This window comes from Fannyhessea sp. C0108B2 (assembly GCF_056583915.1).
The window spans coordinates 1-15155 of record NZ_JBWPJQ010000009.1 but is presented as its reverse complement, the minus strand read 5'-3'; the positions used below and the strand labels follow the sequence as shown (position 1 = coordinate 15155).

At 43.8% G+C, this 15155-nt stretch carries 15 protein-coding genes; all 15 read left to right on the top strand.

Going from position 1 to position 15155, the window contains the following annotated elements:
• Positions 1-29 precede the first annotated feature (29 nt).
• The 15 genes from AC1DBT_RS05250 (at position 30) to AC1DBT_RS05180 (ending at position 15026) form a co-directional block, all read left to right on the top strand.
• Positions 30-917, top strand: coding sequence for a class II fructose-bisphosphate aldolase (locus tag AC1DBT_RS05250; protein ID WP_480018890.1), 888 nt, complete (start codon positions 30-32; stop codon positions 915-917).
• Positions 918-976: 59 nt separating this feature from the next.
• The gene (locus AC1DBT_RS05245) at positions 977-1504 is read left to right on the top strand and encodes a PTS sugar transporter subunit IIA (protein ID WP_480018889.1); all 528 of its coding nucleotides are present in this window, start codon (positions 977-979) and stop codon (positions 1502-1504) included.
• A 464-nt stretch (positions 1505-1968) separates the two neighbouring features.
• Positions 1969-2424: a PTS sugar transporter subunit IIA gene (locus tag AC1DBT_RS05240; protein WP_480018888.1), complete on the top strand. Its 456-nt coding sequence runs from the start codon at positions 1969-1971 to the stop codon at positions 2422-2424.
• Complete coding sequence (gene yajC, locus AC1DBT_RS05235) at positions 2424-2726, top strand: preprotein translocase subunit YajC (protein ID WP_480018887.1); 303 nt, start codon at positions 2424-2426, stop codon at positions 2724-2726. Before AC1DBT_RS05240 ends, yajC begins: the two co-directional genes overlap by 1 nt.
• Before the next feature lie 200 nt (positions 2727-2926).
• Positions 2927-3409, top strand: a complete 483-nt coding sequence (agaV, locus tag AC1DBT_RS05230; protein ID WP_311444298.1) for a PTS N-acetylgalactosamine transporter subunit IIB — start codon at positions 2927-2929, stop codon at positions 3407-3409.
• An 84-nt stretch (positions 3410-3493) separates the two neighbouring features.
• Positions 3494-4294, top strand: coding sequence for a PTS mannose/fructose/sorbose/N-acetylgalactosamine transporter subunit IIC (locus AC1DBT_RS05225; protein WP_480018886.1), 801 nt, complete (start codon positions 3494-3496; stop codon positions 4292-4294).
• A complete protein-coding gene (locus AC1DBT_RS05220; protein WP_480018885.1) occupies positions 4284-5351 on the top strand; it encodes a PTS system mannose/fructose/sorbose family transporter subunit IID in 1068 nt (355 codons plus the stop codon). Before AC1DBT_RS05225 ends, AC1DBT_RS05220 begins: the two co-directional genes overlap by 11 nt.
• A gap of 71 nt (positions 5352-5422) precedes the next feature.
• Positions 5423-6154 carry a GntR family transcriptional regulator gene (locus tag AC1DBT_RS05215; protein ID WP_480018884.1) on the top strand — a complete coding sequence of 244 codons (732 nt, stop codon included), beginning with the start codon at positions 5423-5425 and terminating at the stop codon, positions 6152-6154.
• A gap of 47 nt (positions 6155-6201) precedes the next feature.
• Positions 6202-7371, top strand: coding sequence for an SIS domain-containing protein (locus AC1DBT_RS05210; RefSeq protein WP_480018883.1), 1170 nt, complete (start codon positions 6202-6204; stop codon positions 7369-7371).
• Between the two features lie 108 nt (positions 7372-7479).
• On the top strand, positions 7480-8661 hold the full coding sequence (nagA, locus tag AC1DBT_RS05205) for an N-acetylglucosamine-6-phosphate deacetylase (RefSeq protein WP_480018882.1): 1182 nt from the start codon (positions 7480-7482) through the stop codon (positions 8659-8661).
• 23 nt (positions 8662-8684) lie between these two features.
• Positions 8685-9497 carry an HAD family hydrolase gene (locus tag AC1DBT_RS05200; protein ID WP_480018881.1) on the top strand — a complete coding sequence of 271 codons (813 nt, stop codon included), beginning with the start codon at positions 8685-8687 and terminating at the stop codon, positions 9495-9497.
• Positions 9498-9877: 380 nt separating this feature from the next.
• Positions 9878-10945, top strand: a complete 1068-nt coding sequence (gene pheS / locus AC1DBT_RS05195; protein ID WP_480018880.1) for a phenylalanine--tRNA ligase subunit alpha — start codon at positions 9878-9880, stop codon at positions 10943-10945.
• Between the two features lie 40 nt (positions 10946-10985).
• Positions 10986-13496 (top strand): phenylalanine--tRNA ligase subunit beta, encoded by a 2511-nt coding sequence (gene pheT, locus AC1DBT_RS05190; protein WP_480018879.1) that lies wholly within the window; start codon positions 10986-10988, stop codon positions 13494-13496.
• Between the two features lie 86 nt (positions 13497-13582).
• Complete coding sequence (locus AC1DBT_RS05185; RefSeq protein ID WP_480018878.1) at positions 13583-14269, top strand: hypothetical protein; 687 nt, start codon at positions 13583-13585, stop codon at positions 14267-14269.
• Positions 14270-14282: 13 nt separating this feature from the next.
• Positions 14283-15026, top strand: coding sequence for a GntR family transcriptional regulator (locus AC1DBT_RS05180; protein ID WP_480018877.1), 744 nt, complete (start codon positions 14283-14285; stop codon positions 15024-15026).
• The last annotated feature ends 129 nt before the right edge of the window (positions 15027-15155 follow it).

Genomic DNA, 15155 nt, shown 5'->3' with positions numbered 1-15155 from the left:
TCACCCAAAAGCAATCAAAAGGAGAGAAAATGCTGATTAGTCTTCGTGACATCTGTGCGATTGCTGAACAAAATGGTATGGCGATCGCGGCATTTAATACACCAAGTCTCGAGGCCGTACGTGCGGCACTCGACGCTGCTGAACAGACAGGCTATCCTGTTATTTTGGCACACGCAGAGTGTCATGAGCACGCAGCTCCTTTGAAGTATATAGGTCCTGCCATGGTTGCACTGGCCGAACAGTCCAGCGCTATGGTATGCGTGCATTTGGATCACTGTGAACATCTTTCATATTTACGTCGTGCTCTTGATATGGGCTTTACGGGTGCCATGTTCGATGGTTCGTACATGCCCTATGAAGTGAATGTCGAGAATTCTGCACGAGCCGCTGAAATCTGTGCTCCGTTTGGCGTGGGTCTTGAGTGCGAGCTTGGAAGCATGGGCTCTCGTGAGGCAGGCTATCGCGACGAGGGTGGTACTGCTGAAGAATCAGGTGCTGTGTACACTGATCCTGATCAGGCGGAAGATTTTATTAGGCGTACGGGCTTAGATATTTTGGCGTGTTCGTTTGGTACCGTACACGGCATTTACAAGGGAGAACCTCATCTTAATCTGGATGTACTTCGTGATATTCGTTCACGAATTAAGTTACCCCTGGTTATGCATGGTGGTTCGGGCGTCTCGGATGAGGATTATCGCAAATCAATTGATGCAGGCATTCGTAAGATTAATTACTATACCTATGGTGCGAAGTTCGCAGGCGAAGCTGTGTGTAATCTTATTGCCGACCGCCGTCGTGACCGCAAGGATGCTCTTGTTTACTGGCATGACATGACGCCTGTTGCCTATGAACGCTTGCTTGAGGATTTTACTCAGGTTATTAAAGTCTTTGCCAATGGTGCTAAGCCCGTAGCTTAGATACAATGGCATAGACACATCTCATTATCTACTGTGCACACTACAAGAAGGAGTTACACGTGAGCGAAAACAACATCACTGAACCTACCGTCAACACTACCGAGACCACCACTGATGAGACTTGCCTCTACAGGCCAGAGCTTGTGTTTTTTGATTTTGATGCCGATAATTACATCGACTTTTTTGAAAAACTCTCTGATATTCTGTTAAAGAAGGGGTATGTAAAAGAGAGCTGGCTTCAGGCAATTACGGATCGTGAGCGCAATTTCCCAACGGGTCTTATGTTCGAAACTATTGGTGTGGCTATCCCTCACGTTGATCCACAGCACATAGTTAAGCCTTATATCGCTATTATCAAACCAAAAAAGAGTGTGAGCTTTGAGCCTATGGCGGGTATGGTGGATCATGCTATCGATACTAACCTTGTGGTGAACCTTGGTCTGCTGAAACACGCCGAAGATCAAGTTGAGGTGTTGCAGGCTATGATGGGTATGTTTATGAACGAGGACGCTGTCAATGATGTACAGTCGCAAACTACACCCGAGGGTATGGTTGAATGCTTTAAGCGTTACGCTAACGTTAAGTAGGTAGTAGACTGTAGCTAACAAGCATTGCATATAAGATAAATGGAAAAGGCGACTTTTGCTTAAAGCGAAGGTCGCCTTTTATAGATGAATCTCATCTTCCAAAAAAATTTCTTGTTCTATTTCTAACCGGTATCACTATCTAAAGACCTTTATGCATTTAACTTGTATTTTAAGGTATCCATATTCATCTATTCATTGCAAAATATGCTCGCAAATGAGGTATACATAGCAATTTTATACGTACTTCTCATGAAAAATAACCCTTGTGAACTGCTATTATCCGTTAACCTGAGTTTTTTATCCGTTCACCTAACATATTAACCTGTTTGGTGACTTTATGGATGTTCTTTTATACACTGTGTATAGCTGGTTGTAACCAGTTGGAATAACTGGTTGAGATAGCCAGTTGAAATATTCAGTGCGTGCGCTCAGTTTGCGGTGCAGCTCAAAGGTTAGGAAAACACATGGTAGGTTGCATTATTACAGGACACGGTGATTTTGCGCAAGGACTTATGTCTGCACTCGAAATGATTGCAGGTCCTCAAAATGCAACTCAAGCCGTTATTTTTCACGAAGACGAAGCCGCCACATTTGGAAACAGTCTTGCACACGCAATTGATGAAGCAATTGCACAGTTTGGTTCGGTTGTAGTTTGTTGCGATTTAATGGGTGGCACCCCATTTAATCAGGCAATGTTGGCCGCAGCAGATAAGCCAGTTGAAATTGTAACTGGTTGTAATTTAGGCATGTTGCTCGAGCTTACCTCTTCACAAAGCAGTGCCTCTTCAGCTCAAGAACTTGCCCAGCTCGCGCAAGATGCAGGCAAGGAAAGCGTTGCACACATTAGCCCATCTCAAATTAACACCCACACAGAAAATCAAGACTCTTTAGATCTATCTGATGAAGGAGATGGTATTTAATGAGCGAGATGTTTCTAAACGCTTTAGGTGCTTCTTCGTTGGTTATTGCCGTTCTTCTTACTTTAATTGCACTAGTTTTGTTTGTGTATATGACCGTTTTAAAACAACGCAAGCAGCACGAATTCAAAGAGCTTCATAAGGAGCTCGCGGTTGGCCAAAAGGTTTCTGTTATGGGTGTTATCTTTGGCGAAATAGTTGCGCTGCGTACAGATACCTGTGATCTCAAGGTCAAGTCGGGTGCTGTATTAGAAGTTTCGCGCTATGCAATTCAATATATCGATTCACAAACTTTTGGCAAATAGTCGTTCGTTTTTAGGTAATGGTTAAAGTGTGTTGCCGCGCACAAATCTGCACGCATGAGTATTCACGCGTACGCATATGGGCTTGGTAACTATGAGATTTTGTTGTGTGAGCAGTCGTAGGCGTTTGTGCATACGGGTTGCGTTTACTGAGGAAATGATGCATTAGCATTCATAGGCATACAACCGAAAGGGTGAGCGGTATGGGTGAACCAAATATTGTACTTGCACGTATTGACAATCGTCTTATTCACGGGCAAGTGGCAACTCAATGGACAGGTAGCGTAGGCGCTAATCTTATTCTGGTTGCAAACGATGAAGTTGCAAGCAATACCATGAGACAACATCTTATGGATATGGCTGCTCCGCAAGGTGTTGCAACGAGATATTTTTCGCTTCAAAAAACAATTGACGTTATTCACAAAGCTGCTGCTCGTCAGCATATTTTCCTCGTGCTGGAAACACCTGAAGATGCTTTAAAGCTGGTAGAAGGTGGCGTTCCCATTAAAGTTTTAAATATCGGTAATATGCATATGTCTGAAGGCAAGCGTCAAGTTGCAACTTCGGTTGCGGTAGATGATGCCGATGTAGCAGCATTCAAAAAACTTGTTGACCACGGCGTTAAGCTAAGCATTCAGCGCGTTCCTACCACAGCTGTTGAGGATTCATCAAAGCTGTTTAATTAATCGGATTTTACGTGCATATATGTGGGGTATATGCACGATAAAAAGGGATATGTATGTTCTTATACATTGAAAGGAGGAGCAAAGATGGAATATTCAATTATTCAGGTTATATTGGTCTTTTTGGTAACGTTTGTTGCCGCAATCGACCAATTTAGTTTCCTTGAGTCACTGTATCAGCCGCTGGTTACTGGTCTTGTTATCGGCCTTATCTTGGGCGATGTTCAAACTGGTCTGATTGTTGGTGGTACGTATCAGTTAATGACAATCGGAAACATGCCAATCGGAGGTGCACAACCACCTAATGCTGTAGTAGGTGGTATTATGGCGGCAGTTATTGCTATTTCTTTGCATCTCGATCCAAATATTGCAGTTGCAACTGCAATTCCATTCTCTCTGCTCGGCCAATACGGCGTTACGTTGATCTTTACGCTTATGTCCCCACTCATGAGTAAGGCAGATCAATATGCTCACGATGCCAATCCACAAGGTATTGTTAATCTTAACTACCTTTCAATGGGTCTTTTAGGCCTCGTATTTGGTATTGTTGTTACCCTGTTCTTTGTTGGTGGTGCAACGGTTGGTCAGTCTGTTGTAGATTCAATTCCACAATGGTTAAGCAATGGTTTAAGTGCCGCTGGCGGTATGATGCGCTTTGTTGGTTTTGCAATCCTTCTTAAGTTCATGATGACCAAAGATATGTGGGGATTCTACTTCCTTGGCTTTGGTCTTGCACTTATCGTTACCAACATTGCTGCTCTTGCAACACCTGCTCTGCTTATTCTTGCTCTTATTGGCTTTGGTATTGCATATTGGGATTATCAACAAAATACCGAGCTTAAAGGTAGTGTTGTTGTAAATGCGGGAGGTGAAGAAGATGGCATCTAATGAGCAAACAAGCTATAAAAATTTGAACGAGGGCGCACAGCTTGATCAAGCTACCCTTAACAAAATGGCATGGCGTTCATGCTTCTTGCAAGCATCGTTTAACTACGAGCGTATGCAGGCTGCAGGTTGGCTTTACTCTATCTTGCCCGGTTTGGAAAAGATTCATACCGATAAAGATGACCTTGCTACTTCTATGACCCACAACATGGAGTTTTTCAACATTCATCCATTTTTGGTAACGTTTGCAATGGGTGTAATCCTTTCCATGGAGCAAAAGAAGGTTGATATTCCTACCATCCGTGCGGTCCGCGTATCGCTTATGGGACCTCTTGGTGGTATTGGTGATGCCTTGTTCTGGATGACGCTTGTTCCTATTACCGCAGGTATTTGCTCTAATATGGCAATTAGCGGCAGTATCTTTGGCCCTATTTTATTCCTGCTCATCTTTAACATTGTTCAATTTGCGCTTCGTTTTGGCCTTATGAACTGGTCGTATAAGATGGGAACTCAGGCCATTGATTCTATGATGGCTAACATGAAGGCATTTACTCGTGCAGCTTCTATTTTGGGTGTATTTGTTGTTGGTTGCTTAACGGTTGCTATGGGCGGAACGCAAATTAAGCTTTCGGTACCTAATGGTTCAACTCAGTCATACGTTTCGCATGTTGCCGTTGTTAAAACCGACGAAGTTAAAAGCTTTGACGTCATTAAAAAGACCGACGAAGGCGTTACACTTTCGGGTACTAAAGACGCAGCTGGTAAGCCTCTTAAAACAGTTGATGACAAAGGCCAAACCGTTGTTGCTGGTGCTAAAGATCTTGGAAATGGCATGAGCGAAGTTACCTACATGGAAATGGTTCAAAAACCGGTCAATGTTGATATCGCTAAGGTACTTGATAGCATTTGTCCTAAACTTGTTCCATTAGCTATTGTTATGCTTTTGTATTATTTATTTGCACGTCGTCGCTTTACTCCTATGAAGGGTATCATTCTTGTTTTGATTATTGGTATCCTAGGTGCAGGACCATTTGGTATGTGGCCAAGTATTTGGGGTTAACCTCGTGTTATAGCATTTCAAAGGCGTGCGGTGCCTTGTACACGGCACGCCTTTTTTGATAGGGGGCATATATGACCGCGGCAAGTAAAAAACAGCCTCTGTATCGTACGCTTGTCGATACATTGCGCGAAAAGATCGATAACGACATGACGCCTGGCAGTCTTTTGCCCTCTGAGCGTGAACTTGCTTCTAAATATGGCTTATCGCGTACAACGGTAAGGCTTGCGTTAGATGAACTTGAAGGATATGGCATAGTGGTTCGTCGACATGGAAAGGGAACATTTGTTTCTGAGTTTTCGAGTCACGCAGCCAATCTGATTTCGGCATACAGTTTTACCGAACAAATGAAAGAGCTTGGTCGTGTTCCTTCTACCAAAATTTTGAGTTTTGACGTCATAAAAGCAACGCGCAATGTTGCCGAAAATATTCATATTCCCATAAACAGTGATGTATATGTTATTAACCGTTTGCGCCTTGCAGACGGCGTTCCTATGATGGTAGGTGCAACGTATTTACCCGTTTCGCTTTTCCCAAATATTAACTTAAACTTGTTGACCGATAAACCCTTGTACGATGTGCTTGAAAAGCATTTTGATCAGCGTATTGCTGTTGCAAATGAAGAGTGTTTTGCAAGCACATGTCGCATGGATGAAGCGGCGTTTTTGAACATTGGCGAAGGTGTTCCCGTTTTAAGAATTTGGCGTACCACCTATAATGACAAGCATCAAATTATTGAGTATACCAGAAGCGTTGCACGTGGTGACAGCTTTAAATACGTTGTATCTCACGTGCGAAATAAATAAGTAAGTAAAACCATATGAGCGTATGCTCAAGAAAGAAGGCGGATGGCATGTTTAAAAAATCATCTGAGGAATTAACACAACTAGGTGCGCATATTACAACTCATGAGATTTTTCAGCAAAGTGATTTATGGAAACAAACCTATGATGTGTATACGCAGCACAAACAGGAGATAACCGCATTTTTGAACGGCGTCGTTGCTGGCAAAGGAAACCACGAGGCCGTTCGAGTTATTTTTGCAGGTGCTGGAACCTCGGCTTATGTGGGAGATACGCTTGTACCGTATTTGCGTCGCTCGGCGCAGACGTCTCCGTATGAGTTTTGCGCACGCGCAACCACCGATATTGTGTCTGCTCCTTATGATTTTATTCGCCCCGATGACCCTACGCTGTTTGTTTCGTTTGCTCGTTCAGGCAATAGTCCCGAGAGCCTAGCGGCAATTGAGCGTGTAGAACAGGTTGCAACCAATGTTCATTTTCTTAATATAACCTGTGCCCCCGAGGGTAAGCTTGCAGTGCAAAGTGCAAACAATCCACGTGCATATACCGTGTTGCTTCCGTTTGCAAATGATCAGGGTTTCGCAATGACAGGTAGCTTTACCTGTATGTTATTGCTTGCTGCGCTTATTTTTGATCCATTAGAAGATGTTCGCAAACAAAAACTTGTTGAGCAAATTGCTCAACTTGGTAAAAATATTACCGATCGCGAGGAAGAGATCTGTAAATTCTTACAAGACGACTTTACGCGTATCACCTATTTGGGTTCAGGAGCCCTAGGAGCTCTTACACGCGAAGCGCAACTTAAAATTCTTGAGCTTACTGCTGGTAAAATTGCAACTTCATTTGATACTTCAATGGGTTATCGTCATGGACCAAAGTCTTTTGTTGATGCACACACGCTGGTATTCGATTTTGTTTCAAACGATCCTTATACGCGTCAATATGACCTTGATATTCTTAACGAAATTGCAGGCGATGATATTGCACTTCACACCGTTGCAATTCAGCAGCTTCAAACCAGCAATTTTGAGGGCGAATCGTTTAACCTCAGCGCGCAGGAAGCACTGCCCGAACTTTATCTTGCTTTGCCGTATATTTTGGTTGCTCAGACTATTGCGCTTAATACATCTGTTAAAGTTAACAATACCCCCGATACACCCTCTCCATCTGGTACGGTTAATCGTGTGGTCAAAGGTGTAACTATTCACCCTCTGCCATAGTACGTTCGTAAATATAAGCTAACGCTTTGCTACAGTTTGTATACGTGGTGAGATGTGTGTAAGCATATGCGTATGGAGTTTTGAATCAAATAGAAGAGGTAAACAGCAATGTATGCGGTACAAGTTGGAAAAATTGTTCTTCCCGGACGCGTTGAAACTCACGGGTATCTTCTGATCGATCAAGGTGAATTTATAGGTTTTACCCATGAGAAGCCTTCAGAAGATATAAACGTTGTGGACCGATCAACGTATTGGGTAGCACCTGGATATGTAGATACACACATTCACGGTTTTATAGGACACGACGTTATGGACGCTAACGCCAAAGGTTTAGACGAGGCGTCTCGTGCCTTGGTAAAATTTGGTACTACTACCTGGGTACCAACTACGCTTACACAAACGGTTGAGCAAATTGGTCGTGCATGTGAAAGTGTATATGAGGCACGTTCAAATCGTTCAGACGATTTTGTGGGTGCGCGCATTGAAGGAATCTTTTTGGAAGGCCCATTCTTTACCGAAAAGCATAAAGGCGCGCAAAATCCTGCGCATATGATCGACCCCAACATCGAAATTCTTGAAGGTTGGCAAAAGCGCGCACATGGTTTGATTTGCAGAACTGGTCTTGCGCCCGAGCGAAGTGGTGCTGCGCGTTATTGCGCACAGGCACGTGATTTAGGTGTTGTTTGCGCACTTGGACATTCAGATGCAACATGTGCAGAAGGTTTTGCATGTATAGAAGCCGGCGCTACAACATTCATACATGTGTATAACGGTATGAGTGGCCTTCATCATAGAAATCCAGGCCTAGTTGCATGCGCCATGACGTCGAGTAACACCTATGGTGAGCTTATCTGCGATGGCATGCATATTGTACCCGATGCATTAACTGCATTTATTAAAGCAAAAGGTTGGGAGCATACGCCCCTTGTAACCGATTGTCTGCGCTGTGGTGGTATGCCCGAAGGTAACTATATGTTAGGAGATTTGCCTATTCGTATGCAGGATAATCTTGCTCATCTTATTATGCCAGACGGTTCTTTAGGAAGCATTGCAGGTTCGGTTCTCACTCTTAACCAAGCGGTTAAAAATGTTGTTGATTGGAATATAGTAACCGCTGAGCAAGCAATACGTATGGCAACAGAAGTTGCAGCTCAGGCATCGGGTATTGATGATGTGTGTGGACAAATTTTGCCGGGTCGTCATGCAGACTTTAATATCCTTGACAACAACCTCAATGTTATGGAAACATATTTATCTGGTACTTGTGTGCAAACAGCTTCACAGTTGTAATATGCAAAGTTTTGGATGAGGGTATGATTAAATTAATTCTTTCGGATATCGATGGTACGCTTTTGCCTTTTGGCGAACATGTTGTGAGCGAGCGTACCAGACGCGCTCTAGCGTTGGCAAACGAAGCAGGAATTATATGTGGTCCGTGTACGGGCCGTATATATGGACAACTACCTCCCTTGTTTGGCAATGAAAGTGCCTGTACAGAAAGCGCGGTTGCAACTAATGGGTCGCAGGTCTTTTTGCGTGGCAAAAAAATCGAAGAAATTATTATTCCTTATGAGCTTCTTTGCGCGCTTAAGAGCGAGGTTGAACGTATTCCTCACTGTGGCATGTTGGTGTTTAAGGGCACAACTCCTTATTTGGTTGCAGGAAAACGCGAGGATTTAGGTCTTCATTTTCCTTCATATGCAGATATCTGTATTCCAATATCTCAGATGCCAACGCATCCTGTTGTAAAAACAAATGTGTTCATGGCTGAGCCCGAGCAAGGCACCCGCGCTGTTATAGATCATCTTAATCGCTGCGTAGATGGTCTTGATTTTGACTATCCGCGTGTTGGTTTTTCTAATGTCATGCTCAGCGGTCATAATAAAGCTACAGGTATTGACACTATGGTCAAGGCGCTTGGTATTAGCTATGACGAAGTAGTTGTTTTTGGTGACGCAGGTAACGACCTTACCATGTTTTCAAAAGTACCTGCTTCTGTTGCCGTTGCAGGTGCAACTCCAGAAGCTGCAGCTGCCGCGCGTTATCACATCGGTGCGTGCGAAGACGATAGTGTTGCATGTGCAATTGAGATGCTTGCACAAAATATTTGGCCCTTTTCTTCCTAAGCTGTGCTATGATGCATACATATGCAATGACGGAGAGGGTATGCCTTTGCCATTGGTCGGTGTAGTTAAGAGATAAAATCCTTGGCTGAAAGATTTTACGTCATCGAGGCATACGTTCACTCTATCAGCAGCTATCTGAAAGCTTTTGAGTTTGGTTTAACACAAATGTATAAAGCAAGTAGGTGCGCCGTTTTCTCACGAGACGAGATTTTAAGTGGGCAAAACAAAAGCTATACGTTTTGTCAAACAAGGTGGTACCGCGGAATATTATCCGTCCTTGTGTGTGATACACGAGGACGGTTTTTTTATATAGAAGTTCGTTTTATACACAAAGTTGTATGGATTTCTAACTATGTGTACAGTTTGAAAGGGGAGCTTATATGTCAATGGCAGAAAGCCTTGAAGCTATTCAACACGAAGTAGAACAAGGTCTTGCACAAGCATCTTCTCCAGAAGAGATCGAGGCTATTCGCGTACAAGTTTTGGGTAAAAAGGGCTCGCTTACGGCAGTTATGCACATGATGGGTAGTGTGAGTAAAGAAGAGCGTCCTCATATGGGAAAGCTTGCAAACGATGTGCGCGAACGGGTAAGTACACTTATTGCCAAGCGTAAAAGTGAGCTTATGGACGCGTGCATGCTCAAACAGTTTGAATCCCAAAAAGTAGACATAACGCTTCCAGGACGCGCCTATCCAAAAGGCACACAACATCTGATCTCATCTATTCGCGAAGAAATTGAGGATATTTTTACGGGTCTTGGATACACGGTAGAAGATGGCCCTTATGTTGAAACCACGTATTATAACTTTACAGCGCTTAATGCTCCTGAGGATCATCCCTCACGTAGTGCAAAAGATACCTTCTATTTGGTAGATCGAGCACCCGAAGGAAAAGAGCATCATGTTTTGGGTGAGTCCGATGTTTTGCTGAGAACTCAAACATCAGGAGTGCAAGTACACGTAATGGAACATACCAAGCCTCCTATTTATATGATTTGCCCAGGTACCGTATTTCGTCCCGATACAGCAGACGCCAATCATCTTCCACAATTTACGCAGGTAGAAGGTCTTGTTGTTGATAAGGGAATTACGTTTGGCGACTTAAAAGGTACGCTTGATTATTTTTGCAAAGAGATTTTTGGAAAAGACAGAAAAACACGCTATCGTCCACACTTTTTCCCATTTACCGAGCCAAGCTGCGAAGTTGATGTATCTTGTGGTGTTTGCAAAGGTAGTGGGTGTCGTTTTTGCAAATATACAGGTTGGTTAGAGATTTTGGGTTGCGGTCTTGTAGACCCCAACGTCTTTGGATATGTAGGAATTGATCCCGAGGTATATTCTGGTTTTGCCTTTGGTATTGGTGTTGAGCGCGTTGCTGCATTGCGCTACGATTTGCCAGATTTACGCATGCTTATGGCAGGCGATATGCGCTTCTTGCGCCAATTTTAGCATCATCTAATACAACTGCTGTTACGTTGAAAGGTTTATAATGCGTATCTCGTATGAATGGTTAAAAACTTTAGTAGATATACCCGATGATCCAAATGATTTAGTACGTGAATTTATTCGTACTGGAACCGAAGTTGAGGCGGTGGATACAACGGGTGCCGATATTACCCATGTGGTAACATCGCAAGTTCTTTCAAAAACACCCCATCCCGATTCCGATCATATGTTTGTATGCAAAATGGACGTTGGCACATATCATACAGATGATAAAGGTAATCCCATACCGCTTCAGGTTGTTTGTGGTGCCCAAAATTTTAACGAAGGCGATAAAACCGTAACCGCACTGGTAGGAGCCACGCTTCCTGGTGATATTCACATTAAAAAAGGTAAATTGCGCGGCGTTGAATCCTGTGGTATGAACTGTTCAGCGCGTGAATTGGGCTTAAGTTCAGATCACACAGGCATTATGATTTTAGACCCCACAGCTCCTGTAGGAGTAGATTTTTGCACGTGGAAAAACTTGCGCGATACCGTTATCGACTGCGAGATTACGCCTAATCGTCCCGATTGTTTAAGTATGCTCGGCATTGCACATGAAGTAAGCGCTATGTATAACGAGCCGTGTCATATCTCGCTTGAAACTGTTAAACACGAATCCGCGCACTCTACGCAAGACCTTGTTGATGTGCGTATCCAAGACGATACATTATGTCCTCGTTATACGGCGCGCGTGCTACATAACGTGGTAATTAAAGAGAGCCCCGAGTGGCTTCGCAAGCGTTTAATAGCTGCAGGCACCAGACCCATTAATAACGTGGTAGATATTACCAATTACGTTATGTATCTTACCGGCCAGCCACTGCACGCGTTTGATCTCGCTAAGCTGTCAGCTGACGAGAATGGCAAACGCCATATTGTTGTGCGTGCTGCACACGCAGGCGAAACCTTGGTTACGCTTGACGACCAAGAGCGTACGCTTACCGATGACATGATCGTTATTAGCGATAACGGTCAAACACCTCTTGCGCTTGCAGGTGTTATGGGCGGTAAAAATTCTGAAATTGATGAATCAACACAAGATGTTTTGCTTGAAAGTGCGGCATTTTCTGCAGGTCATATTTCACGTACTAGCAGAAACCTCGACCTTATGAGTGAAGCTTCTATACGCTATGAGCGTCAGATTGATGTTAATGGCTGCGCGCGTGCCTCTGAAATTGCTGCTGCATTATTTGAAGCATATGCATCGGCTGAAGTTTCCAAAGGTTTGCTTGATGTGTATCCACATGTTGTAGAGCCTGTATGCATAAAATTGCGCTCTAAGCGTGTGTGCGAGCTTGCCGGAGAAACTATTCAACCAAACTTTATGAAAGAGCGTCTTGAGCGTCTTGGGTGTACGGTAAAGCCTTGTAACTCGTCTGATACCCAAAACGCTGATGCGTGCGCACAACCTTCGGATAATGCGTGCGAATATCTTGTGTATGCACCAACTAATCGTCCCGATTTAACGCGCGAAATCGATCTAGTAGAAGAAATTGTTCGTCTGTGGGGCGAAGGTGATATTACGCCAACGCTTCCTGCAGCACGCAATCATGCAGGTGGTTTAAGCGAGGAGCAGCGATATCTGCGTTGTATAGGCGCTACGTTGCGTGCAAGTGGCCTGAGCGAGACAACTACGTATAATTTTGCCGATCCAGCCGATTTGGAGCGTTTAGGCATGTCTAGCGAGGGTAGAGGCGTTCCCATTCAGATTATGCGTCCTTTGGTTGCCGATCAAAGCGAAATGCGCCGCGATATTATCCCTGGACTCTTACGCAGTGTTGCTTACAATCTTGATCATGGTGTTAAAAATGTACATTTGTACGAGATTGGCCGTGTGTTCTTTGGTCATGAGCACAAAAGTCAGCCTACCGAGAGTGTCTATGTAGCAGGCGTTATGTGTGGCTCATGGGCCGATGACGCGTGGTGTGCCAGCTATCCCGCGTTTGATTTCTTTGATGTTAAAGGTGTTGTTGAGCAGCTTTGCGAGCGCTTGCGCCTTACCAAAGTTCGTTATAAAGTTGCCGATCCACAAGCATTTGGATGGTTACAGCCTGGTTGTGCAGCTGAGCTCATATGCTCAGGCGAGCACATTGGCTGGCTTGGCGTGTTACATCCAAAGAGTTGCAAAAACTTTGGTGTTTCTGAACCCGTTATGGCGTTTGAATTATCGTGTGCTGCTCTTCTTCGTCACGCGCACCACGAACTGCCTTACCAAGATGTTCCAACGCTTCCAGGTGTATCTATTGACCTTGCCCTTGTGGTAGACGAAGATTTAGATGCCGAAAGCATTATGCAGCGTCTTGCGTCTGCTGGTGGAAAACTCTTAACTGATGTTCGCCTTTTTGACGTTTATCGTGATGAGGAGCGTGTTGGCGCCCATAAAAAGTCAATGACCTTCTCGCTGACGTATCGCTGTTATGATCATACGCTTACCTCAGAAGAAGTTAACAAAGCTCATACAAAATTGATTGCCAAGATAACAAGAAGTTGTAAAGCAGAAATAAGAAGCTAAACTGTATACGGTATACTATTTCTCGTGTGCGACCAATTAAGGCGCACACGAGATTTGTATCGAGTTTAAGCTCAAAGAAGGTCTATATGCCAAGCTGGAATGTTCATATAGCACATGCCTTGCGTGTGTTGAGCGCACATCGTAAACAAGAATTAGGTATTCATGACGAACAAGCGTTTGTCTTTGGCTGTTTGTTGCCCGATTTGTATGTTGGCTATATGGTTAAACCGCTTACCAAAAAGATTGCATATATGAAAACGCATTTTGCCGATCCAAGTCAGGTACCGCTTCCCGATTATGATCGTTTTGAAAGCGAATATGTGCCTCATGACAAGGCTTTATATACCCACGAACACCCACAAGACGTGGTTTTAGGCGCGTGGTGCCATCTTATGGCAGACCATACCTATAATGCTGCAACACGGGTATTTTTAGCCGAGCATCATATTCCGCGAGGCGAGCGCGCACGTATTGGCAAACAAGGTGATCTTGACTTATTTGGTAAAACAATGGATATTGATATTCATATTGAGCTCACGCAAGCCCTTATACAGCAATGTCAGGCTTTTAAGCAGTATCAAATAGATATGGTTGATGCCAAACACGCTTGTGAAGTGGTTGATGATATTGTTGCTTCCAATAAGCGTGAGCACATATATGCCGTACCGCACTATGCAATGTTGAATCAGGAATTTTTTGATACAACATTTGAGCGTGTACATAATTTGATGGAACAAAAATTACTTGAGTACGCCCAAAAGCGCTATTCGTAAAGAAAGGTCTTTCATGCCAAAGTTTGAAAAATCTACAGGTGATTTATATTATGCGCAGGTTTCAGACTATGTGCGTGAAAAGATTTATTCTAAAGAATGGGGCGTAGACGAGCCCATTCCTTCTGAGCACGAATTGATGTCTATGCTCGATCTATCGCGTGGAACCGTGCAAAAAGGCATTAGACAGTTGGTAGACGAGGGTTTATTGGTTCAGCAGCGCGGGCGTGGCACTTTTGTTGTACAACCAGTTATGGCAAGCCCTACCTCTAATAAATTGTTGTCGTTTGGCGAATCTATGACCGATTTAGGTGTTGACTATACAACCTGTGTTGTTACCCGTGAGGTGCGTTCAGCCGATGTTGTGTGTGCCGAAAATCTACAAATTGACGTAGGAGATCCCTATTTGTTTTTGTGTCGTGTTCGTTATGTGCGAGCGCGCCCTGTTATGTTTTTAGAAAGTCATGTCAATATTAGCGTGTGTCCAGGTCTTGAAAACGAGGATTTTACCGAGCATACCTTATTTTATCAGGTAGAAAAAACCAGTGGCCGAAAAATTGGTCGTTCTGAGCTTGTGTACAATGCTCGTGTTGTAGGGAAAAAACGCGGTGCTTATTTGGATTCTGATGAACATGCGCCTGCGCTTGAAATAGACCAGCTGGTACGCCTTGATAACGGCGTTCCCTTTGAGTGGGGAAGCGTGTGGCTTCCTGCTAACAGGTGTGTTATTTCAAATGCAACACAGCGTACAGGCAATTAACATCGTACAAGTAGCTCAACATAAAGCCTAACAAACAACCCCCTCTACATCCTGATATGTACCCAGAATACTGGACACATATTTATGAACTAGGCTGGACACATGGATGCTATTCTGTACTTTACAGGT